Annotated in this window: 19 protein-coding genes and 1 other annotated feature; of the genes, 7 read left to right on the top strand and 12 right to left on the bottom strand. The window is 27.5% G+C overall.

Annotated features, from left to right (window positions below):
• The first annotated feature begins 101 nt into the window (after positions 1 to 101).
• The 3 genes from GXK56_RS23800 (at position 102) to GXK56_RS23790 (ending at position 2790) form a co-directional block, all read left to right on the top strand.
• Complete coding sequence (locus GXK56_RS23800; RefSeq protein WP_160692152.1) at positions 102 to 701, top strand: accessory gene regulator B family protein; 600 nt, start codon at positions 102 to 104, stop codon at positions 699 to 701.
• Between the two features lie 53 nt (positions 702 to 754).
• Positions 755 to 1486 carry a LytTR family DNA-binding domain-containing protein gene (locus GXK56_RS23795; RefSeq protein WP_160692150.1) on the top strand — a complete coding sequence of 244 codons (732 nt, stop codon included), beginning with the start codon at positions 755 to 757 and terminating at the stop codon, positions 1484 to 1486.
• A 251-nt stretch (positions 1487 to 1737) separates the two neighbouring features.
• The gene (locus tag GXK56_RS23790; RefSeq protein ID WP_243156232.1) at positions 1738 to 2790 is read left to right on the top strand and encodes a sensor histidine kinase; all 1053 of its coding nucleotides are present in this window, start codon (positions 1738 to 1740) and stop codon (positions 2788 to 2790) included.
• A 79-nt stretch (positions 2791 to 2869) separates the two neighbouring features.
• Here GXK56_RS23790 and GXK56_RS23785 read toward each other — a convergent pair whose 3' ends face one another.
• The 5 genes from GXK56_RS23785 to GXK56_RS23765 all read right to left on the bottom strand — a co-directional run bounded on the left by GXK56_RS23785 (position 2870) and on the right by GXK56_RS23765 (position 9692).
• Positions 2870 to 3010, bottom strand: coding sequence for a cyclic lactone autoinducer peptide (locus tag GXK56_RS23785; protein WP_160692146.1), 141 nt, complete (start codon positions 3008 to 3010; stop codon positions 2870 to 2872).
• A gap of 137 nt (positions 3011 to 3147) precedes the next feature.
• On the bottom strand, positions 3148 to 4152 hold the full coding sequence (locus GXK56_RS23780; protein ID WP_160692144.1) for a right-handed parallel beta-helix repeat-containing protein: 1005 nt from the start codon (positions 4150 to 4152) through the stop codon (positions 3148 to 3150).
• A gap of 487 nt (positions 4153 to 4639) precedes the next feature.
• Positions 4640 to 5803, bottom strand: a complete 1164-nt coding sequence (locus tag GXK56_RS23775) for an iron-containing alcohol dehydrogenase (RefSeq protein ID WP_160692142.1) — start codon at positions 5801 to 5803, stop codon at positions 4640 to 4642.
• A 167-nt stretch (positions 5804 to 5970) separates the two neighbouring features.
• Positions 5971 to 7062, bottom strand: a complete 1092-nt coding sequence (locus tag GXK56_RS23770) for a DUF6033 family protein (protein ID WP_160692140.1) — start codon at positions 7060 to 7062, stop codon at positions 5971 to 5973.
• A 260-nt stretch (positions 7063 to 7322) separates the two neighbouring features.
• Positions 7323 to 9692 carry a glycoside hydrolase family 31 protein gene (locus GXK56_RS23765; protein WP_160692138.1) on the bottom strand — a complete coding sequence of 790 codons (2370 nt, stop codon included), beginning with the start codon at positions 9690 to 9692 and terminating at the stop codon, positions 7323 to 7325.
• 307 nt (positions 9693 to 9999) lie between these two features.
• Here GXK56_RS23765 and GXK56_RS23760 point away from each other — a divergent pair, with 307 nt between their 5' ends.
• Complete coding sequence (locus GXK56_RS23760) at positions 10000 to 10899, top strand: helix-turn-helix domain-containing protein (protein WP_160692136.1); 900 nt, start codon at positions 10000 to 10002, stop codon at positions 10897 to 10899.
• Between the two features lie 27 nt (positions 10900 to 10926).
• Here the strand turns inward: GXK56_RS23760 and GXK56_RS23755 are convergent, their stop codons facing one another.
• The 4 genes from GXK56_RS23755 to GXK56_RS23740 form a co-directional block, all read right to left on the bottom strand.
• Positions 10927 to 13215, bottom strand: a complete 2289-nt coding sequence (locus GXK56_RS23755; protein WP_160692134.1) for an ATP-binding protein — start codon at positions 13213 to 13215, stop codon at positions 10927 to 10929.
• Positions 13212 to 14378: an ABC transporter substrate-binding protein gene (locus tag GXK56_RS23750; protein ID WP_243156231.1), complete on the bottom strand. Its 1167-nt coding sequence runs from the start codon at positions 14376 to 14378 to the stop codon at positions 13212 to 13214. The genes GXK56_RS23755 and GXK56_RS23750 overlap by 4 nt, the downstream gene beginning before the upstream one ends.
• 372 nt (positions 14379 to 14750) lie before the next feature.
• On the bottom strand, positions 14751 to 15332 hold the full coding sequence (locus GXK56_RS28650; protein ID WP_160692132.1) for a cell wall-binding protein: 582 nt from the start codon (positions 15330 to 15332) through the stop codon (positions 14751 to 14753).
• 129 nt (positions 15333 to 15461) lie between these two features.
• The gene (locus GXK56_RS23740; protein ID WP_160692130.1) at positions 15462 to 17522 is read right to left on the bottom strand and encodes an RNA degradosome polyphosphate kinase; all 2061 of its coding nucleotides are present in this window, start codon (positions 17520 to 17522) and stop codon (positions 15462 to 15464) included.
• Between the two features lie 204 nt (positions 17523 to 17726).
• Here GXK56_RS23740 and ppx point away from each other — a divergent pair, with 204 nt between their 5' ends.
• The 3 genes from ppx (at position 17727) to tyrS (ending at position 22491) form a co-directional block, all read left to right on the top strand.
• A complete protein-coding gene (ppx, locus tag GXK56_RS23735; protein WP_160692128.1) occupies positions 17727 to 19235 on the top strand; it encodes an exopolyphosphatase in 1509 nt (502 codons plus the stop codon).
• Between the two features lie 197 nt (positions 19236 to 19432).
• Positions 19433 to 20617 carry an AI-2E family transporter gene (locus tag GXK56_RS23730; protein ID WP_160692126.1) on the top strand — a complete coding sequence of 395 codons (1185 nt, stop codon included), beginning with the start codon at positions 19433 to 19435 and terminating at the stop codon, positions 20615 to 20617.
• A 188-nt stretch (positions 20618 to 20805) separates the two neighbouring features.
• Positions 20806 to 21067: a binding site (T-box leader), on the top strand.
• A 212-nt stretch (positions 21068 to 21279) separates the two neighbouring features.
• The gene (gene tyrS / locus GXK56_RS23725; RefSeq protein ID WP_160692124.1) at positions 21280 to 22491 is read left to right on the top strand and encodes a tyrosine--tRNA ligase; all 1212 of its coding nucleotides are present in this window, start codon (positions 21280 to 21282) and stop codon (positions 22489 to 22491) included.
• 106 nt (positions 22492 to 22597) lie between these two features.
• Here tyrS and GXK56_RS23720 read toward each other — a convergent pair whose 3' ends face one another.
• The 3 genes from GXK56_RS23720 to GXK56_RS23710 all read right to left on the bottom strand — a co-directional run bounded on the left by GXK56_RS23720 (position 22598) and on the right by GXK56_RS23710 (position 25296).
• Positions 22598 to 23635 carry a transglutaminase-like domain-containing protein gene (locus GXK56_RS23720; protein WP_160692122.1) on the bottom strand — a complete coding sequence of 346 codons (1038 nt, stop codon included), beginning with the start codon at positions 23633 to 23635 and terminating at the stop codon, positions 22598 to 22600.
• Positions 23636 to 23744: 109 nt separating this feature from the next.
• On the bottom strand, positions 23745 to 24266 hold the full coding sequence (locus tag GXK56_RS23715) for an NUDIX domain-containing protein (protein ID WP_160692121.1): 522 nt from the start codon (positions 24264 to 24266) through the stop codon (positions 23745 to 23747).
• Between the two features lie 277 nt (positions 24267 to 24543).
• Positions 24544 to 25296, bottom strand: coding sequence for a hypothetical protein (locus tag GXK56_RS23710; protein ID WP_160692119.1), 753 nt, complete (start codon positions 25294 to 25296; stop codon positions 24544 to 24546).
• Between the last annotated feature and the right edge of the window lie 36 nt (positions 25297 to 25332).

Raw genomic sequence — 25332 nt, 5'->3', positions numbered from 1 at the left:
ATAATGGATAATAAATCGAGCGAAATTATTGCCAACTTTTACTTGACTCAAACATCATATTAAGGGAAAGTTTTACCTGGAAAGGATTTGTGGTATAATTTATGATAATTACAAAAAAATTAAGCAACTTATGTTTACAATTTATAAAAGATAATACTTCAACGTCAGATGAAGACGCCGAAAAAATTTATTATGGCTTACAGGTGATAATGCTTGATATATCAAAATCAATTATTTTACTTGGAACAGCATATTTATTAGGCGTATTTAAATATACGCTTATAGCATTTTTAGTTTTTGCATTTCTTAGAAGTTTTGCTTCTGGAGCTCATGCCAATTCGACTTTACAATGCATTATCGTTAATTACATCCTTTTTTTAGGTAACGTTTACTTAAGCTTGTATCTTCCTTTAAATACAGCGGTACAAACAATTATTTTTATATTAAGCTTATTGCTTGTATTTTTATATGCTCCTGGAGATACTGAAGAACGGCCTCTTGTTAGTAAAAAATTAAGAAAACAATTAAAAATAAAAAGTATTTTAATTGTTATTGCTTTCTTTATTTCAATTTTTGTAATTGAAAGCAAAATATATACTAACTTAATTACTTTTGGTATTTTAGAAGCCGCTCTAGTTATTACACCAATTGTATATAGATTATTTGGTAAAAAAACTAATAACTATAAGAACATTTACTAGTGTACACGTGTTCATAAATATAAAAAATGAGACTACTTTTGGGAGGAAAATTTATGACTAATATTATAATTTGTGAAGATGATAAAAATGAAAGAAAAAAGTTTGAAGATATTTTAAATAGTAAGATAGGAAAATACGATTTTCAAATTGCTCTTTCAACAAATGATCCTTACGAGGTTGTAACCCATATTGAAACATCTAAAAACAGTTGTATTTATTTTTTAGATGTTGATTTAAATAGTGAACTTAATGGATTTGACCTTGCTAAATTAATAAGAACTCATGACCCTAACGGATATATTGTATTTTTAACAGGTCATGCTGAATTAACTTTACTTACTTTTCAATATAAAGTACAAGCTCTTGATTATATAATCAAGGGAGATATTAATACTATAACTACAAAGGTTGAAGAATGCCTCAAGGCAATTAGTACTAACTTAACAGCAATTAAAAATAAAAATGAAAACAAGTTCTCCTTAGAAATTGGAAACAATATTGTCTTTTTAGATTTTGATGATATTTTATTCTTTGAAACAGCTGATACAGAACATAAAATTTGTGTACATACTCTAAACGGTCAATCAGAATTTTACGGAACCTTGAAGGATGTTGAAAAAAAGGTACCTTCTGATTTTTATAAAACTCATAGATCTTATTTAGTAAATACCAAAAACATTAAAAATATTGATAAAAAAAATATGGTTGTAATAATGCATAATGGTGAAATTTGTTACATATCTATAAGATACTTAAAGGGGCTGTTAAAGAAGTGTCTGAATTAATAATTAATATTATTTACCCATTCTTTGTGGTTTTACTTTTTTTGCTTCCAGTATTGAACTTCACCTTTTTTGCAACCCTAGATAAGAAAATGCTGTTTACATATTCTATTTTAGTATATATAATAAATAGCTATTTGTTTATTATTAACAGAAATAACTTACTATTTTTGATACCTATATTTGTATTTATTTACTTATTTATAATTTACAAAAAACTTCTTATTTCAATCATCTTGACAATTTTAATTTGGATGTTAATATGTATTTCTGATGGTATTACAGGTGTAGTGTTTATATCTCTATTAGGATATACTCATATGGATATAAGTAACAATTCAATATTAGATTTATTTTCTCAAATTCTTCTTTTTGTTGTTACTTTTATACTTAGTAAATTAATTAGATTAATTATTCTTAATTTTTTTAATAAAAATGATATTAGTTTTGAAATTCCTAAAAAACTTTTTGTCACATTTTTATTTAGTATTATACTTATTGCATTTACAATATATGAAACCACTATATATAATTATGTAGTTTCTTGGGATAGTTCTATGATTTTATTTAATACAATAACTTTATTTTTATTTTTTATTTTTGTTATCGCAATAATGTACTATAGTTATAATAGCTTAGTTAATAAATATAGAGCGAAGGAGTATTTACAACTAAGAGACTATACAAATATGATTGAAAATATGTATTCAGATTTAAGAAGTTTTAGGCATGATTACTTAAATATACTTTCTACTTTAGAAACGTATATAGAAAAAGAAGATATTTCTGGATTAAAGAGTTTTTATTATAACGAATTATTACCTGAAAGTAATATAATTATAAGCAAAGATATATCTCTTTCCCTTTTATCTCATATAAAAATAGGCCCTTTAAAAGCTTTATTATCTTCAAAATTTAGCACAGCTCATTCACAAGGAATAAGTGTATCAATAGAATTATTAGATGATATTGAACATATTAGCATGAGTACTATCGATCTTTGTAGAATTATTGGTATTTTACTTGATAATGCTATAGAAGCCAGTATTTTATGCGATAATAAATTTATTCACTTTGCTATGATAAAAACTGATAATGCAATTATATTAAACCTTTCTAATTCATGTTTAAGCTCTACGCCTCCTATACATAAGCTTTATGAAAAAAACTTTTCTACAAAAGGCGAAAATAGAGGGATTGGCTTAAAAAATATAAAGAAAATAATTAACAAACGCTATAATAACGTCCTATTTAGTACTTCAATCAATAATTGTGTTTTTAAACAAGAATTAATAATTAATAATTAATAATTAATTCAAAAATAACTACACTTGATATATAACTTAAAATTACATATCAAGTGTAGTTATTTTTGAACATTTATGTTTAATCAACCTTATATAAAGATTTTGGCATCTTAGGTTCTTCAAAATATACACAACACATAGTTGATGAAGTTGCTGCAACCACCATTGCAATAGCAGAAAGTGACAATGCTAAAAAGTTTTTTAATTTGTTAGTTTTCATGTAAACTCCTCCTAATATTCATAAATATTTTATATATTAACTATATCAAAAGATTATTATTACCGTTAACACATGAAGATTATACCACGATTACCAATATTTTAACACCTTTTAATCTATAAAAAGGTTTATTTTATTTAAAAGCCTGTACAATTTCCTACTAATTTAGCTCCTGAAATATCATTTTTGCCTCCGCCAGCAGATGTACAAGAGTCAATTATTGCTGTACCAAATGTAACTTGGTAGCCTAAAGCCGATGGTGTTCCCTTAGCAGGAAATTTAAAATTACCTAAAGCATTATTTTTACCAATACACCCCTTCATTGTAACAACACCAGTTTGATTATTTCTATCAAATCCAGCTCCTGTATTTCCTGTAGCTGTACAATCGATAAGTACATGGTTTAAAGCATCAGCATGTGGCTTTTCTCCTGGAGTTTTGTTATCTATTCCTCCAACCTTAAATCCATTACCATCACCTTTTATTCCTCCACAATTTCCATTATTAATTGCCTTACATCTTGTAAAAGTTACGGCACCATGTGCAGCATATAGGTCATATCCATCATCTGAATTTCCTTCTGCTGTACAATCTGTTAATGTATTCCCTTTACCTGAGTGCAATTTTATTGCAAAGCCATCGGCATTTTCTCCTTTTGCATCTGCATTACTATAAGAATAAACATTATTTAATATGTTATTGGCTGCACCATTTGATAATTGTACACCTGCATCATGATTATTATGAACCTTTAAATTTGTGAGATGAGCATTTGTACCACCATCTATAAATATTCCATTATCTGCTGCATTATAAACCTCTAAATCTGTGATGGTTGCTTTATCAGATTTTATTACAAATCCTTTTCCTGAATCTCCAGAAGTTGAAGAAAAATCAACTTTACCAGCTCCAGACTTTCCTGTTATTGTTACACCTGCTGGAACATTTACTGTATCAGATTTTACAGTTCCAACAACATTAATAACATCTCCAGCTTTAGCACTTTCTACAATACTTTTTAAATTCATTCCAGCTTTAACGTCTTTTGTTGCTGCATAAGCTGTTGTGCTTGGTAATAAACTTCCTCCTGTAACTATTGCTCCTAATGCAGCAATCATACATAGTTTTTTAATTTTTTTCACAGTGTTTTCCCCCTTTTATTAACATAAAATTTTAATATTTACAATTTATGATTGTTTCATATATATCCTTGTAGCAACCTTGTTAACGTGAACACTTCTGATAAAAATTCATCCTTTGATAATATATTTTTTTCAATTTCTGCCTACGTAAACAATTACAATATCACTTTAACATGTAATTTATATGCAGTAAATATATATATCGTAATATAATGATTTTTAGGCTTTAATAAATAAAAATATGCTAATTTGCATTTTACGACTTATTTATAATCTTTTACGATATAATTATTGACATCTTAAATAAATATATTTTCCTCTACCTATATATAAAAAAATAACAAGTCCCTCACAATATAGATAGACTTGTTATTTTTATAAGTATCTCATATTTTATTTCTTAAAAACTCACCTAAAAGATACTACTTAATAATCTTCTTTTTTTAATTATAAAATCTATTTACCATAAATTTATTAATATATAAAGCTAAAATGCAGCCTTATATATAGCAATTAAATCTTTTTCTTCAAGAGGTTTAAATGCATATTTGAAATATGGATTCATAGCTTTCTTAGCCATTAGCTCAATTTTTTCTTCTTCGATTCCAACTTCTTTCAATGTACTTGGAATACCTAAGCTTTTAAAGAATTCTGCTGTTTTATCTATAGCTAAATTAGCAATTTCATATTTATCTAGATTTTTATCTATTCCCCAGACATTTATTCCATATTGAGCAAATCTATCAACAGTAGTATCATCTAAAGAATATCTCATCCAATGTGGAGTAAGTATTGCAAGACCTACTCCATGTGTTATATCATAAAATGCACTTAATTCATGTTCCATAGGATGTACAACCCATGGTGCACTTCTTCCATAAGATATTAAACCGTTAATAGCCCAGCTTGAAGCCCACATTAAGTTTGCCCTTGCATCATAATTATCTGGTTCTTCCATAGCTATAGGTCCATATTTAATACAAGCTCTTAACAATCCTTCTGCTGTACTATCTTGAATATCTACAGCTTTTGTATGATGAAAATAATTTTCGAAAATATGACTCATAATATCAGCTGTTCCTGCTGCAGTTTGATTTTTAGGTACTGAAAATGTATATTCAGGATCTAAAATGGAAGCCTTTGGTTTAATATTACCAGATCCAGTCCCTATTTTTTCATTGGTAGTCATATCAGAAATGACAGCATTTCCATTCATTTCTGAACCTGTAGCTGCCAAAGTTAAAATTGTAACTATAGGCAATGCTTTTTCTATTTTCTCTGGATTAGTAACTAAATCCCATGAATCTCCTGAATAATCTACACCTGCCGCAATGACTTTTGCACAATCTATTGTGCTTCCGCCTCCTACTGCTAATACAACTTCTACTTTGTTTTCTCTACATATTTCAATTCCTTTTCTTACTGTTTCAATTCTAGGATTAGGTTCTATACCTGAAATTTCAACATATGAAATTTGGTTATCATTAAAAATTTTAACTATTTCATCATATAAACCAATTTTCTTAATACTTCCTCCACCATAAGCTATAAGCACTTTATTTCCATATTCTTTAATTATAGCTGATAGATTTTCAATTTGGCCTTTCCCAAAGTAAACTTTTGTTGGTATTGAATAAAGAAAATTTTCCATAAATACACTCTCCTTTTGTATTAATATAACCTAAATTATAATCATATATCATTTATATTTTATAATTTATAATTTAAGTAAGTTTACTATTTAAACAATAGCTATTACTTATTTAATCTTACACCTTAAAGTTAACTCTAAGTCAATATTTTTTCACTTAAAGTTTTCTATAAAATTAATTTTCTTATAGAGAATTTTCCATTTACTGATGTTTGTCTTATAATAAACTCTTTGTTTACTTCAACTATTTTACTTACATTCTCTAAATTATCTTTTTCATTATTTAAATTAGACCATCTTGTTACTGATCTATCTTTATGAAATACAATTCCTGAAACTTTAGTTTTTTCATTTAAGAACTTATATAAATTCCTCTCTTGAGTTTCCTCAAATAAATAATCACTTATTTTCCCTTCTATCTCTAATTCTTTTGCTGGATCCTCTTCCATTTCTTTGAAAATTATTGGTGAAATACATACATTATACAGACTCTTGCACTTAATCCCATGGTTTATTATAGCTTCATCTTTATTTTCAATCTCTAAAATATAAATATTAATTCCGCTAAATTTTTCTTTTAAATGCTGAAGCAAATTTTTTTCCTCTTGTTCTTTATTGCTTTTGTCAATAATTCTATTAATAATTTCCTTACTAGAGTAAGTTCCTAAGTAATATAAGGGTATTATATTTTCATTATTAAATCGCTTTTCTACCAATATATCACCTTTATTTTTTGATGAACTAGCTTCATACTCACCTCTGTAATTTTCACCTCTATATACTGCAGAAGGTTGACTTTGCTTTTGAGAATTATCATTAATAATCTCATAGTCTTCAGGTATTGACCAATAACTAACCGTTCCATCACTATTAATTATTATTCCAGAGGATAAAGATTTCACCCCCAAACCTTCAAACCAAGTATTTTTCTCATTTATATATTCAAATATCCTATTTTCTATTTCAAGTCTTTTACTAATACTATTTTCCATTTCATTTAATATGCTTGGAGAAATAATTACATTAAGTCTCCCTCTTAGTTCGCTTCCATAAGCATCAAGTATTTTATCGTTTTTGGAAATATCACCAATATGAAAGTTCACTTGATTGAATTTTTTCTGTAAGTTTGAAAATACTTCCGAACTACTACTTGAATTTAATAACAGTGAAAATTTGGAACTATCAATTTTAGAATTGTTTTCTATATAATTATTATTTTGTATCCTTGCCCCAATATTATAAAGTTCATCTATTCCCACTAAACTCCCTCCTAGTTAGCCTTTTTGATTTAATCCTTATGTTAATACAAATTGAAAGTCCTATAAATAAAATTTATCTTATCTATGTATACAATTAGTAATTTAAACTTTAAGTGCCATACACAAAATATTCTCCGAATTTTTATAATTTTATTTTATCATAACTCATATAATTTTTTTGGTAATATTTAATAATTCTTTTAATTATGCTTCAAAACAAAAGAAACAGTAGTCCAAATAACTACTGCTCTTTAAATATATTATTTTATTGGGTTTGAAATTATAGCTTTTCCATCTTCAACTTTAACTGTTTCTCCATTTACTGTTACAATTTTTCCATTTAAATTATGAAGGATGAATTCAATGTTTGCATACTTATCTTCATAATTATGATCTATTCCTTTTATTTTAATTTCAACTTTTTCTTTATTGCTCACTTTAATCTTATAATCATTAAATTCTCCTGCTTGATATTTGAAAGTTTCCCCATCATCTACATAATGATGATACCTTGTTTCTGTATCTTCAGCGCTTAAGTAAGCCTCAATTTTTAAAGTATCTGTTTCTTTTTCACCAATATAGTTTTGGTCTTCACCTACTGGAATAATACTTCCACCTTTAATAAATATAGGACATACATCTAATGGAGTTTCCTTAATAATATTTTGTCCACCTTTATATTCTTTCTTTGTCCAGTAGTCTATCCATGTGTCTCCCTTTGGAAGATAAACTATTCTTGCTTTTGCACCTTGCTCTACAACTGGAGCAACTAATATATTATCACCACAAAGGAATTCATCATTAATTTCATAAGTATTTTTATCTTCTTGGTAATTAAATAATAATGGTCTTATTAGTGGAGCACCATTTTTACTACAATTCCACATAGTATCATAAATATATGGAAGCAGCTTATAACGTAATCTAATATATTTTCTATTAATTTCTTCTGTAGCTTCATCAAATGCCCATGGTTCTTGATCCCTGGTACCCATTGCAGAATGATTTCTAAACAGTGGCGTAAATGTTCCAACTTGTACCCATCTACTTAACAGCTCCGAACTACAGTCATGACCAAATCCACCTACATCTGTTCCACAAAAAGCCATTCCACTTAAACCTAGATTCATAAGCATTGGAAGAGACATTCTTAAATGTTCCCAAGTACTTTGATTATCCCCCGTCCATATAGTTGAATACTTTTGAGTTCCTGCATAACAGGCTCTTGTTACTATAAATGGTCTCTTTCCTGTTTCCTTCTTTAAACCTTCATATGTAGCCTTCGCCATCATATGACCATAAACATTATGGGCTTCTTTGTGCATTACTGGAATTCCATCTTGGTCAAACATAACATCATCTGGTAAAGGTCCATTAAAGCTTGCTGGCTCATTCATATCATTCCAAATTCCACTTACACCATAATCAGTCATTATTTTTTGATTTTCTGCCCACCATTTTCTTGTATTTGAATTTAAGAAATCTGGATAAACAGAATCTCCTGGCCAAACTTCATTTCTATATACAATACCCTGATTATCTTTTGCAAAATATCCATTCTTTAAACCTTCATCATAAATTTCATAGCCTTTGTCCACCTTAACTCCTGGATCTATTATGGTAACTAATTTAAAGCCCATTTCCTTTAACTTTTTAATCATAACTTTTGGGTCTTTAAATCTTTCTTTATCCCATGTAAATACTCTATAACCATCCATATAATCTATATCTAAATATAAAGTATCACAAGGAATTCCTTTTTCTCTAAAACTCTCGGCTACCTCCATAAGTCTTCCCTCTGTATCATAAGACCATCTGCATTGTTGATATCCTAGTGTCCATAATTGAGGAAGAGGCACTGTTCCTGTAATTTTCGTATAGCCCTCTACTACCTTTTTTATAGATGGACCATAAATAAAGTAATAATCTAAATTTCCATCTGCTGCTGAAAAATAATAATACTTTGAATTATCTCGCCCCATATCAAAATGAGTTTCAAAATGATTATCAAAAAATATGCCAAAAGCATTTTCCTTATTAACACAAATTAAAAATGGTATTGATTTGTAAAGTCTATCAAAAGTTTCTCCATGTGGTTTAGGATCGTCTGTATTCCAATTTACATAGTGATAGCCTTTCTTATTTAAATGACCTGTTTTTTCTCCAAGTCCATAAAAATACATTTCTTCTTCCATCTTTTTAGAAACATATATCTTTTCTTCAAAGCCTTCCTTTAAATCATGTCCTTCTGCTTCTGCAAGCTTAAAATCTGCAGTTCTTCTAATAAAATGATCTTTTTCTCCTCTGTAATCTTCACATAATATTTTTCCATCTTTATCATAAATATCAACTGTAAACTCATCATATATTTTAGCAATTAATTTTTCGGTTGATATTTGAATTCCGCCTTCTATATTTTCAACTTGAAAATCACAATAACTGTCTTTTAATTTTTCAACTGCCTTCGAATTTCTTTCTTCTCTATGTAGAGGCACAAAAAAATTAATTATATATGAATTAATTATCTTTACTAATGCTTTTTTCCCTTCAAAATTGATATTAACAACGTTTTCTTCAACTTCATAATTTAATAGCTTACCATATACCTTTTTTTCTTTCTTCTTTTCCATAGCCTTTTCCTCCATTTAAACCTATATAAAAATTATTTTATAATATAAAATTTTATTATTTTAGCTTTTGTGTAATCCATAATTATATAATTTTATCTTCTATAAGAAATCAAAATTTATTTAGGCCTAGCCGAAGGGGTTATTCGGATAATTTAATTGACTAAGCCCTAAAATATAATCATGATTAAAAAAATACTTGTAATTATTTTTTTAATATCACTATAATGTTATTATATATTTATATATTTTAAATTTCTTGCATAATTCATATTAATAATAAAACAATACTGCTATCTTGGAGGTAAATATGAATAATTTAGACATAAAAGACTTAAAGGAAAATACAACACACGGCGATTTCATTTTACCATTTACTGTTTATTCCTGTGAATTTTCCGAAATATACTATACAGTACAAATACATTGGCATGAAGAAATAGAACTTACTCTAGTAGATGATGGCATAGGTGAATACAAAATAGATCTAGTACCTTATGAGCTTGAAAAAGGAGATATAATATTAGTTAAACCCTTTTCGCTTCATTCCATACATCAAATTAATAGTACAAATATGAATTGGCGCACCATGGTATTTAATTTAAATATGTTAAATAGTGCTGTTACTGACGGCTGCCTAATAAAGTACTTTGCTCCAATATTCAATAATGAACATGAACTACCTGTTTTAATCAAAAAAAATTCCAAAGGTTATAGTGAATTGTATAATATAATTTCCAAGATTTTTGATTGTTATAATTCTAAAGATATTGCTTATGAAATTGAATTGAAATCATTATTATATCATTTTTTTGCTTTATTATATAAATATGATTTGATTGTAAAAAATAAAGCCGCCTCATTATCTAGTGAGGTGACAAATAAAATGAAAATCATATTAAACTATATTAAAGAAAATTATATGAATGATATTTCTATAAAAGATATGTGTTCTATATGCAATTTCAGTGAATATCATTTTATGCGATTCTTTAAAAAATATATAGGTATGACCTGTATTGAATATATTAATAATTATCGTCTTGAAGTTGCCTCCAAACTTCTTGATACAACAGATAAATCTATAATGGATATCTCCTTTGAAGTTGGCTTTAACAATGTATCTTATTTTAACAAATTATTTAAGACAAAATTTAAGCTTACACCAAGAGAATTTAGAGATATAAATCAAAAAATATACAAGGCATAATATTTATTTATGATAATTGCAAAATTATCATAAATAAATATCTGAAAATTCAACTTTTATCTTACTTACCAGTTCATTTTGAAAATCTATATAATCATCTCTACTATTATTTATTTCTTCATTTCTAACTGGTAGGGTTATAGTAAAAGTGCTGCCTACACCAACCTCACTATGAACCTCAATTGTTCCTTCTAAAAGATTAACTAGTGATTTTACTAATGATAAACCTATACCACTTCCTTCTGCTTGTCTAGATAAATTATTATCCACTTGCCCAAATCTTTCAAATATTAACTCTTGCTTATCCTTTGGAATTCCTATTCCAGTATCTATAACTTTAATTTGAATAAAATTTAAATTTTTAATTTCTTCAACCCTTACAGAAATTTCTCCTCCACTCTCTGTAAATTTCATAGCATTTGAAAGGAGATTTAATAATATACGTTCGAATTTTTCTTCATCCATATTAATTATCTTGCTCTCTAAATTTGATTCAAAGTATACATCTATATCCTTCTGATCCGCATATAATTCTATTGACTCTGTTATTGCTCTAGACAAAAAAACTATGTCTATATTTTTCATATTTAATTTAGTTTGACCTGAATTCATTTTTGTAACATCTAATAAATTATTAGAAAGTCTTAACTGTCTAAATGTATTCTTCTTTATACTTCCAATTAGTTCCTGTACACGTTCTGGTATCTTATTAATATATACACCTTCTATTAATTGAATGGCTGAATAAATAACATTTAGTGGTGTTTTAAATTCATGACTAAGTAAAGATATAAATTCATCCTTCATAGCAAGAGTCTTTTCAAGAGTTTCCCTTTTTTCTTTTTCTGATTTAAATAAAAGTTCTTGTTGCTCTTTTATTTTTGCTTCTGTCACTTTACGCTCAGTAATATTCTGTATACAGCCTTCAAAAAATTCCGCTTCTTTATTAATATTGTAAACAATATGAGTATCAATCTGTATCCATATACTTTTACCATTATTACATTTTATTTTCATTTCATAATTATTCAAATTTTTTATGTATTCTGGGAACCTTTTAATATATATTGAGTATGGATAAATAATATCTAAAATATTTTTATTTATAACTTCATCATAATTAGTGAAACCAAATATTGATTTAAACATTGGATTAACGCCTAATATTTCTCCTGTTAAGGTAGCTCGGAAGATACCTATAGGCATTCTATTGGTCAACCCCTTATATCTATTTTCACTTTCTCTTAATGCTGATTCTCTTGCTTGTAAATTATCTGTCATATACTGAAAATCCACGAAAAGCTTATCTAATTCGGAAAATGCAGTTGAAGCAGGTGAAAAATCCATTGAGTCACTAAAATCACCAATTGTTATATTATTTGTCTTTTTTATTAATTGTTCTATTGGAGTTATTATATATTTATTAAGCTGCTCCTTAAGATTTAAAATTAAAGCCCCGCAAATGCATAAAGCTAAACTTAAAACTATTACTAATATATAAATATAACGGTTTACAAACTCATAAATTGATATCTGATCAACAACAACCCAATTATTTTCATTTAATATCACAGCATTGCCTATAACAATATTTCCATCATAAGAATATATCCCTGTATTTTTCCCCTGAAATATGTTTCTAAATATTTTCAAATTGCTCATATTTGTTTGTTGTTTAACTAACTCAAGATAAGGATGAGCAATAAGTGTTCCAGATTGATCCATAATAAAAACAAAATCCTTGTCAGGTAAATTTGCTGACGTTTTAATTTCGTTTTGAAGTAATTCTAGATTCAATTCTCCTACTAAATATCCTCCATTTAATAATGGCCTTATTAAGAATATTGTAGGGTAACCTGTACGTAAAGAAATAAATGGTTTTGAAATATGTATATTAAAAAGTTTATCATCTTCTTTAAAATTCGAAATATTAGACATATCAATTCCGTCATACCTTGGATTTAAAGGTGTCATATCTATAATTCTATCATTTTTATCCAAATAATATATAGTATCAAAATAACCATATGATTCCCAGGAACTTTTCATAAAAACCGATACATTTATATTATCATTTGTTTCAGCAACTCTAGCTATTGCTTCTAAAATACTTTTTCCATGATCAATGTGATAGTTTATTATGCGGGACATAGATTCTACAACCTGACTTTGACGACTTTCAAGATTTCTTATTCCTAAATAACCAAAGCATATTACAGCCATTAATACCACTAAAATTAAAGGAATAAATAAACGAAATAAAAATATGTGTAAAAATAATTGACGTAAATTTGGAGAATTATTACTTTTTTTCATTCATTTTTACCTCCAGTATTCTCAACCCTAATAAATTGTCCCTTGTAAATTTTACTTATATAATAAGGCCTTTCTACATCTCCATATTTATCTATAGAAATATTGTCTATTAACAGATTAAAATCATGAATTTCTAATAAAGCTTCTTTTAATTTATTTTTATTGCAATTTGCTTTTTTTAAAGCTTCTGCAAGTACCATTGTTGCTTCATAACTATATGCAGCACTAAATGACGCTTCATTTCCAAATCTGGCTCTATAATTAGACTTAAAATCAACAAAGTTCTGAGACTTATTTGTCACATCATAGACTTGCTCTAATTCCATACCTTCAACTGCTTGACCTCCATTGCTTATAAGAGTTTCAGTTTGTGCCCAAGCTGATGTATACAATTTAATATTTTTATCAATAAGTTTAGCCCTTTGTGCAATAATAGCTGTATCAGTATCTGATGCAATAATTAACAATCCATCTGGTTTACTTTTTTCTATTATAGAAAGTAACGGTGTAAAGTCTGGTTCCTCTTCTGAAGAAAATTTAATTTCACTTACTACATTTCCCCCTATGTCTTTAAATTTATCCGCAAATACTTTACTATAGGTTTTAGAATACGACGAGTTGTCTATGTCATATATTATAGCTATATTTTTTACTTTATTATCTATAACATAATTTGCAAAATTTTCAGCGCTATTTTTAAATGATGGATGAATTCTAAAAAAATAGTCATCAATGCCAGTTAATTCAGGCGTGGATACTGTAGCACCAATCATTACAACTCTCTTTGGATTAGTAACTTTAAGACCTTCTAAGGTTTGAGCTGTAGTAGCATGTCCAATAATTGCAACTGCTCCTTTATTTATTAACTCTTCATCTCCTTTCCTTGCACTTTCAGATTTGCCACAATCATCACTAACAATTAAAGATACTTTTCTCCCACAAATTCCTCCTGATTCATTAATCTTTTCTATTGCTAATTGCACTCCATTTCTTTCCTGTACCCCTAATTCAGCTTTGCTTCCCGTTAGCTGTGCTGAAAATCCAATAATAACATCTTCATTTTTATTATAATTCCAAAAAAACAAACCTATAATAATTATTATTGATAAGATAATATAAGGAAATTTCAAAACACTCTTTATTTTCAAACCATATTTATTCACGCTGATTATCCCCTTTTATTTCCATTAACTTATTTAAACGGATTTTCAAATTTAAAAAATTAGATATTAATATTATACTTTTATTACTTTTTAATATCTAAGTAATATAATGAATCAAAAATTATTACAGTAAATTAATTGAATTTATGAAGCCTTATTACATTATTCTCTATTAATACAAAAAAACCTCTATAAAATTAGTTACATAGTTTTACAAAAAAAATGATATTCTTATTTTTTTATATATTTTGCCATACTTGAAGTTCAAAATTTTAATTTTTATACAAAAAAATTAAAGCTATTTAAAATAATAAATATTATTTTAAATAGCTTTAGATTATTGTCATAAATTATTAACAATAGCGTTAAAACTTATTGCATTACGCCATTCCAGTCAAGGTAGTAGCCATCAACATATGTATTATATGCCATTGCTCCACTAGGATATAAATAATACCAACTTGAACCATCATTTATCCAGCCTGTTTGCATTATGCCTTCTAAATCCATATAATACCACACACCAGATACTTTTTTCCAACCTACCACAGGCATATTTTGTTCAAATAACATCCATTTTTTATTTGATGTTTTTCCCCAATAACTTCCTTTAACTCCTGTGCTTGGCTGAGTTGCCACAATTATATTTTGTCCACCTGCATTACCAGCGCTTGCTTCAGCGCTTGTTGAGGAATCATTTTTGGTACTTTTGCTACTATCATCTCCAAGCTCTTGTTCTACTTCCTTTTGAGTTTTTTGACTAGAATAATTATTAACACTTGAATCAATCTTATACTTACTTTTATTAATTGCATCTGAGCTAAAACCTGGCTCTATGTTATTTAAATCATCCCTTGTATATTTATCCTTACTATCTGCTGCATAAACACAAGTGCTTTGTAATAAAGCTGCTACAATTGCAAAACTTAAAACTTTAATTTTTTTACTCTTCATCTTCTCATCTCCTAGAACATTTAATGTAAATTATCTTTTGTTGACTGATTATATTCTAGTTAATTATCGATTCATTATTACTTATCTTTAGTTTTTTCTTTAAAATACTAAAATCACAATTTTATTACATCATGATTTAACATTAAATTTCTTGCAAAGCTCCATCATATCCTCTTGTGCATTTACATTTCTTCCCTCTGCTTCTACCTTTGTATAAGAACCATCTGGAAGAAGAATTCTAGCTTTAACATTATCTTTTAAATAAAGGACTAACATTTCCTTTAGCTCTTTTTTTATCAATGGATCTTCAATTATTGTCATGGTTTCAACTCTTTTATCTAAATTTCTATACATCCAATCGGCACTTGATATATAAATATCCTCTTTGCCATCATTATGAAAATAGTATATTCTGCTATGTTCTAAATATCTACCGACTATGCTTCTAACTTTTATATTTTCACTAAGGCCTTTCACCCCAGGTCTCAGTGAACAAATCCCTCTAACTATAAGCTCAACTTTAACTCCTGCTTGAGAAGCCTTATATAGAGCAATCATCAATCTTTTATCTATTAGCGAATTCATTTTAGCTATTATTTTAGCTTGCTTTCCGTTCTTTGCATTTTCTGTTTCTCGCTCCACTAAATGCTCCAATTTTTTTCTAAGTCCATATGGTGCAATAGTTATCTTACTCATATTTTCCGGCTTAAAATAACCCGAAAGCATGTTAAATATAACCGAAGCATCTTCTCCAAATTCAGGTTTTGAAGTCAGTACTCCTATATCAGTATAAAATTTTGCAGTTACATCATTATAATTTCCTGTTCCTAAATGGACATATCTTTTTATTCCCTTCTTTTCTTGTCTCACAATAAGCAATATCTTACTATGTGTTTTAAGTCCTATTACTCCATATATAACATGGCATCCTGCTTTTTCAAGCTGTCTTGCCCAGTGAATATTATTTTCTTCATCAAATCTTGCTTTAAGTTCAACTAAAACAGTAACTTGTTTTCCATTTTCTGCTGCTTTTGAAAGAGCTGCAATTATTGGTGAATTACCGCTAACCCTATATAAGGTCTGCTTAATAGCTAATACTTTTTCATCTTGTGCAGCAGCTTCTACAAGTTTTACTACAGAAGAAAAACTTTCATATGGATGATGAAGAAAAATATCTTTTTTACTTATGGCTTGGAACATATCATTACATTCCTTTAGTTCTTTAATTGGAATACTCTTTATAGCTTCAAACTTAAGTTCACCAAACCCTTTTATGCTATATAATTTATTTATAAAAGTTAAATCAATTGGTCCTTTTATCTCAAAGATTTGATTTCGTGAAATTTCAAATTCTTGCTCCAATTTATTTATAATTCTGTCATCATGAATATCTTCAATTTCTAATCTTACAGCTAGTCCCCATCTTCTTTGTTTAAGTGACTCTTCTATAGTTTCAAGTAAATCTTCTGCCCCCTCTTCATTTAAACTTAAATCTGCATTTTTAGTAATTCTATAGCAGGCAGCTGATAATACCTTAAACCCAAACAATTCGCTCAAATGATTTTTTATTATGTCTTCTAATAATACAAAATTTTCTCCTTCTGCTCCTGGAATTGGGACTAATCTTTCCAAAACAGATGGAACCTGTATTGTTGCAAAAACTTCTTGTTCGCCTTTATTGGTCTTTAATATTACACCTACATTTAAGGTTTTATTTAATAAAAGAGGAAAAGGCCTACCTGAATCTATTACCATTGGCGTTAATACAGGATAAAGAATATTTTTATAATAATCATTTACAAAAGCTAATTGCTTATCATTTAACATATCATAGGTAAAAATTCTTATATTTTTATTCCCGAGATGGTCATACAAATGATCATATGTTTTATATTGATCTTTAACCATCCTTCTAACTCTATGTAATATTTTATCTATTTGTTCTACTGGAGTTAACCCCGAAACCTCTTTTTCTTCAAAACCTGCTTGAATCTGACTATAAAGTGACCCAACTCTTACCATAAAAAATTCATCTAAATTTGAACCTGATATTGCTAAAAATTTAAGCCTTTCTAATAGAGGATTTGTATTATCCTTAGCTTCGTCTAAAACTCTTTGATTAAATTCAAGCCAGCTAAGCTCTCTATTAATAAAATTATCATGATTATCATATGTATGCATTTGATCCATAACTCTTCTCCTCACCCTAAAAAGAAATTTTCTAAATATAATTTAATTATTTGCAGTAATAGTATTTAAAATACTTAACGAATAATGTAATATATTTAAATGTATACTAATATAATCTAATATTTTTGTTAATTCTATGTTAACATACTATTATTTATAAGTTAACTTTTTTTGACATATTATGTAATGAAAAGGGGGAGAAATATGAAAAATATCGCAGTAATCGATATTGGTTCCAACTCAATGCGTGTTTTAGTATATGAAATTTATTCAAATAACGCATTTAAAATAATTGATGAAGAAAAGAGAATGACTAGACTTGGCCAATTCATTGATGAAAATGATAATTTAACTAATGAAGGCATTGAAAAACTTATTATTACCTTAGAATTCTTTAAAATTCTTTGTGAAAAAAATAATGTTGAAGAAATAATTGTAGTTGCTACAGAAGCAGTAAGACGTGCAAAGAATAAAGATAAAATTATAACTTTAGTAAAAGAAAAACTTAATCTTCATATAAGAATTTTGACTGGTCTTGAAGAATCTGCTTATGGATACTTATCTATAAAAGCTACCATAGATATTAATGATGCCATATTAATTGATATTGGTGGTTCTAGTATGGAAATTACTTTAGTTAAAGATAAAAAAATTGTTAATGGAATAAGCCTTCCAATTGGTTCAATTCCACTAACTAAACTTTTTCCCTTAGATAATCCTCCAAATAACACTGGAATTTCAGAATTGAAAAAATTTATTTATAAAGAATTTGATAAATTGACTTGGTTAAAAAATGGTAAAGGCCTCCCATTAATAGGTATTGGTGGTACCGCCCGCTCAATAGGCAAAATTCACAAAAAATTCATTAATTATCCTTTAGATTTAGTTCATAATTATACTATGACCTCAAGTGAAATCAAAACAATACATGAATATGTACTTAACCTTAATGCAGATGAAAAGTCTAAAATAAAAGGACTTCCTAAAGAAAGAGCTGATATATTTACTGCTCCTTTTTCTGCAATAGTAATGCTAATGAATTACTGCAGCTGTCCTATACTTAAAGTAAGTCAATATGGTATTCGTGAAGGTGTTTTATATGAAAAGCTCTTAGGAAAAGAAATTCATAATAAAGATATTTTAGATTTTTCTTTAGATAATATTTTAACTACCAACGATTTAAATATTCCACATGCGGAAAAAATAAGAGATTTATCTCATGTGTTATTTGAGTACTTGGAAAATACTAATTCTAAAGACTTGCATTTAGAAAATAAACTTCTTAGCATTTCTGCAAAGCTTCATGATGTTGGTGTAAGTATTTCTGTTAAATCAGCTTCAAAACATGGCTTTTATATAATAATAAATTCACTTATTTCAGGGCTTACTCATAAAGAAATCTTAATGGTTGGATATACTGTTGCTTTAAGTGGAAAATTTGATTATAAGTTAGCTGAAGAATATAGAGCTTTATTATCTAAAGATGATGTTATGATTTGTAAAAGAATTTCTGTAATCTTATCTCTTGCTCATATGATTGATAAATATTTTTATAACAGCTTAACTGAAGTTATAATTATAAATGAAAAAAATAATTTTAAATTGGCTTTGCCTGAAATTAGTGTGAAATATATGAAGGATAGTTTACCAGATGAAATTGACAGCTTATTCAAAAAATGTTTTTCAAAAAAGTTATCAATTGTACCACTTTAACAACTCAACTAATGATTTAAATATAACTTATGTATATTATTTATTTTTTTAATTATTATTCTAACCTTTTACCCAATAATATCACTATACTATGTTTAACCTTTATATTACTAAAGTAAATTATTATATATAAGTTAACCTTCTAACAATTATAGAGAAATAAAACAAGTTACTTAAAGGAGATTAATAAAATTATTATGAAAATTGAATTTGATAAAAAGTTATTTAAATACTCAATCTACATAGCTATAACCACAGTTTTAATATATGTAGCTTTTTTGATACTTAATAATATTGGTATATTATTAAAAGGTGTCTTTGATATTTGGGACAATCTAATCACTTTAATAAAGCCACTACTTATAGGAATTGTAATTGCTTATCTTTTATATCCTGTAACTAGAGCCATAGAAAACTTTCTAAAGGAAAATAAAATATACAAGCTTCAAAATGGATCTGCAAGACGTATTTTGGCTATTGTATTTTCATATATTCTAATAATAGGAATATTCTTCGGCCTTCTTTTGGGAATTTATTTTATGATTGGTGGACAGATTTCTAAAAATACTACTATTGCTAATATAACACAATCTATTTCAATGTATATAAACAATGCCTCATTTTCTACTGAATCTATAAAGAAGACTTTAGATAATTTGGATAGTTCCTTTATTGATACTATTAAACCTTATATTATAAGCGGTATTGTTTCCCTGCAAAACTACATTGAAAATAATCTTGGAAATATGACTTCTTATGTTATGTCTATAGGAAGCAGTATAGCAACATTTTTCATTGCACTTGTAATAAGCATATATCTATTAAAAGATTCAGAATATTTTTTAGGGTTATGCAAAAAACTATATTACTTAATATTTAGAAAAAGTAAAGCAGGAACTAAGTTTACTTATGTTTTCGGAGTTATACATGAGGTTTTTGCAAAATATCTTAGAGGCCAATTATTAGAAGCATTTTTTGTTGGAGTTTTATCTGCAATAGCTCTTGCTATCGTTGGAATTGATTATGCTTTTGTTATTGGGATAGTTGCAGGTATATCCAATATGATTCCTTATGTTGGACCTCTTGTTGGTACAATCCTTGCAGCAATTATGGGATTACTCAGTGGTCATCCAATAAAGGTAGTTTATGCTATCATCTCAATGTTGGTTGTACAACAAATAGATAATAATCTTTTAGCTCCTAAAATTGTTGGCGAAAGTGTTGGTCTACATGCAGTCTTTACAATGATGGCAATCATTGTTGGAGGTAATGTTGGCGGATTATTAGGTATGCTTCTTGCAGTTCCAGTTGCAGCTGCCTGCAAAGTTCTATTCAGTAATTGGTATGAAAATTATATGAAAGAACAAGAAAATGCTGAATAATTTAATATAAGTGTAAAATTCAACAAATTATTTCACCTTGACAAAAATTTAAATTTCAAATATAATTTAAACAATTTAATATATATCGCATAACAAAGACTTATAGTTTACTGTTCTCTATGTATTATCATTTTAACTAATGATTTAAATATTATAGTATTCTATATTTTGGAGTATGGGATTTGATAGTAAAAGCAATGAAAAGAATAAGTAAAAATTAGATGAGCCAAACAGAAAGTTACCGGGTGATGAGAGGTGCATGGAAACTAATTTTGAATACATCTTAGAGCTTCAAGCTGAATGGGTTAAGCCCTAGTAGGCGATGACGGCCCCCTGCACCCGTTATAGTGCTAAAGTATAACCAATTTATTGGCGTACTTGAAGAGGTTAACTGTGTGAGCGGTTAATGAATTAAGGTGGTAACACGAGAGTCGTACTCTTGTCCTTTATGTATATAAGGACAAGAGTTTTTTTATTTTTCAAATATATCTTATATATCAACAATAAAAATATTTGATATTTTGAAACTATAATTTGTAATTTAGTGTGCGCTTTCATTCAGACTATATTTACTCTATCATAAAACGAATTTTTTATTGCCTATTAAATCTTATAGAACTTGCTTATATTAAAAAAATTAAGAATGTAAGGAGTTAAAAAAGATGAAACAAAGTATTGAGGAACAAATCAAAATCATAGGAAAAGGTGCTGCAAATATTGTAAGTATTGAAGAATTAAAAGAAAAGTTAATAAAATCTGAAAAGGAAAATAAGCCTTTAATTATTAAATTTGGTTTAGACCCAAGCGCCCCTGATATTCATTTAGGCCATGCAGTTCCTTTAAGAAAGCTTAAACAAATGCAGGATTTAGGTCATAAAATAGTTATAGTAATTGGAGATTTTACTGGAAAAATTGGCGATCCTACTGGGAAATCAAAAGCAAGAAAAGCTCTTTCAACTGAACAGGTAATGGAAAATGCATTAACTTACCAAAAACAAATTCTAAAAATCTTAGATAAGAATAAAACTGAAATTACATTTAATAGTGAATGGTTATCTAAATTAAATTTTGAAGAAGTATTAAAATTATCCGCAACTACTACTGTTGCAAGAATGCTTGAAAGAGAAGATTTTAAAAATCGTTACAACAATAACATCCCAATAGGAATACATGAATTTTTCTACCCTTTAATGCAAGCTTACGATTCAGTTGCCTTAAAAGCTGACATAGAGCTTGGTGGAACAGATCAAACTTTCAATATCTTAATGGGAAGAAATCTTCAGAAAAGTGTTGATATGGAAGAGCAAGTTGCAATATTTATGCCTATTTTAGAAGGACTTGATGGCATCGAAAAAATGAGTAAAAGTTTAGGAAACTACATTGGAATTAATGAAGCACCTGAAATAATGTTTAAAAAGGTAATGGAAATTCCTGATAATCTTATTATTAAATACTTTGAATTGGCTACTGATGAACATCCTGATAAAATTGCTCAATTAAAAAAAGAGTTAGATGACGGAAGAAATCCAAGAGATATTAAATTAGAATTGGCTAAAATCATAACTGGTTTATACCATACTGAAGAAGATACAAAAGCAGCAATTGGATACTTTGAAACGGTATTTAAAAAAGGTGATTTACCAGATATAATACCCGAAATCACTATTCCAAAACATTGTGTTTTGTTAAAAGAAATAGGTCAGTTTCTTGTAACTGCTAATTTTATAGCATCTAACAATGAATTTAGAAGACTTGTAAATCAAGGAGGAGTTCAAATAAATAAGCAAAAGGTAAATGATTTTGAAAATACTCTTATTAATAATGGAGATATTATAAAGCTTGGCAAAAAAGTTTTTGTTCAAATAATAAAATAAATATAAAACTAAAAATCGAATGCCACTAATATCATAAATTCCAAGGGACATAGATAAAAGGCTTTTCTTTTACCTATGTCCCTAAACACAAACTCTCTTAATACTTCTATTGTACCCAAGCTCCTGAAGAATCAACTTTATATTTATCTATAGTCGTATTAGTAGCCATAAATCCACTACCTGGATAGCAATAATATAACTTTCCATAATTATTTATCCATCCAGTTTGCATTTTACCATCATTACTTAAAAAGTACCATTTATTATCGATTAATTTCCAGCCTGTAACATAATCATTTGAATTATTAATGAAATACCACGACTGGTTCTTTAACTCCCATTTTCCATCAACGTTTGATTTATATCCTGCATAAACTTGATTAGCATTGTAGCTATTTACTTCTGTATCCTTACTTGAATCCTCAACAAAATTTTCATTACAAACTGGATAATTATTACTATCCCATGTAAATCCATAGTCTTTTAAAGTATTATCATTTTTTAATAAAAATGTATTTTTTCTTAGTACATCATTATTAGTTACATCTAAATGATACCACTTACCATTTAACTTTACTAAATTCCAACCATGAGGTACTCCATTTATCTCTCCAACTATAATTTTATTCTCCATCCCTATTAAATTAAACATTTTATATGCTGCCATAGCATATCCTTGGCATGTTGATATACCTGTTGTTAAAGCAGTATATGGATTATTAGATTTAAGGCTCTTATCATATTCAAATCTATCAACTAAATACTTATTTATAGCACTAACCTTATCATATTCACTCATACTAGGTGAAATTATAGAATTAACTACTCTAGTCAATTCTGTGTTTATATACTTTTCTTGTTCTTTAGTTGTCTTATATGTAATTTTTACTGTTGCGCTTCTTCCCACTTTTTCATAAGTAATACGATTTATTGATATTTCCAAATAATCATCCTTTTTAGAAATATTTCTTATTTTATCTATAACATCAGAATCGTAGTAAGAAATTTCAAATTCATTGTCCCAATTTTCTAGATGATTGTATACATATGTATCAAAATCATCTTCTTTTGCAAATACAGGCTGCACACCAACAGTTAATGCTACAGTTAATATTATTAATAGGTTTCTAATAAATTTCTTCATAAGCAAATCCCTTCTTTCTTAATTCTCAATTCAAATTATTAACTCATATAGTTTCTTTTGAAAAACATACATAATATTAAGCCTATCCTACAACTAATTAATATTATTATTATCTAATTTCCATATATTTTCTAATTTCTTTTAATACATAGGTTTCTCTATGTATCCAGTTTGCAATTGGTTCTGTTCCTAACTCCATTATTTTATCATTGTTGGCTATAGCATCATTTATATTAATCCACTCTGGTTTAAATTCCAATTTTGCTTCATATGGATCTAACTTTTGAGATTTTCTTTTATCATGAACTTCTGCAAAATAGTAATAAGATATCATTTTAAAAATTGTATCATTAAAATACCTATCTTTACTCTTTTCGGTTACTATACCAAATTGTTCATGTATTTTACTGCAGACATAGCCTGTTTCTTCTTCTACTTCACGTCTTAATGCTTCTTTATATCCTTCACCCTTTTTTATTCCTCCACCAGGAAATTTATAATCTCTGTTTTTAGAGTGTACCATTAATATCATATTATCTTTCATTATTATACCCCTAACAGCCTCTCTAAAATTAGTATTTCCAATTGACTCACTAACTTTATCTATTTCAAAAGTTTTATTAAATCTCATAAATGTATTCTCCATCCTTATTAAATTCAATATCCCAATATGTATATCTTAAAATTCTTCATAATTTTAATCCCTCTATAAAATAAATTATACTGCAATTATTTGTTATTGTAAAAATTATTGATTATTTGTTAAAAAAATTTTAATAATTTTTAATTCTAGCATCCTTATAATAATTTGTTATTGACCATAAAATAAAAGACACATAAGTACTTATTTATTACTTATATGTCTTAGTTGTAATTTTGAATTTTAACTTAATATCTTAAACATAATTCTATTCAAGCAATTCTAATACAGGTCTATACCCAATAGTTTCATATTTTAAATTCTTGTCTGATTCACTAGAATCTTCTACAAAAGAGAATCCTCTAGTTACACATGCTTTATTTCCTTTTGAGCATTCACTTTGAGTATAGCTTCCAAAATTGTACCAGTGCCATAAATTATCATTATCTTCATCGTCTTTTAAATTATAATCTGTTTCATAATCAGCACTTACTGGAAGTCCTACTATATTATCTACATTAACTATATATTTATCCCATTCATTTACTCTTAATTCTTGTTTACTATTGGCTCCTGTCAAAAGTCTAAGTATATATTTTTTCCCATCAATAATTATTACTTTACCAAAAACTAAATTTTGTTCATTTAATTCATCCCAGCTTACTTCTTTTAAAATGTTTCTATCACAAATAAGTAGTTTTTTATTATTATCATTAATTTCTATCCAAGACAATTTATTTTTATGATTTTTATCTGAATCTCTTATTTCTATCTTTTGTCCAGTAAATGTTGGTACATCTTTAAACTCCTGAAAATCAACAGGTCTTTTTTGTTTTTCATCATCTAAATATAAAGTACCAAAAAATCTAGTGTTACCTGTAGTATACTCTTCATTTACTAACAGTTTTTGCATTTTATTATCTTTTATTTTCTTGCCTACAGCAATAGCACCACTTGCTACTGCTATAGCACCTATTATTTTTACAATGCTAATTAATTTGCCTTTATTACATTTACTCATAAAATTCAACCCCTTTACCATAATTAATAAATATAT

The sequence above is a fragment of the Clostridium sp. C2-6-12 genome (genome assembly GCF_009928485.1).
Taxonomy (GTDB): domain Bacteria; phylum Bacillota; class Clostridia; order Clostridiales; family Clostridiaceae; genus Clostridium.
Note: the sequence above shows the minus strand (reverse complement) of the source record. Positions and strands in the feature narration are given on the sequence as shown.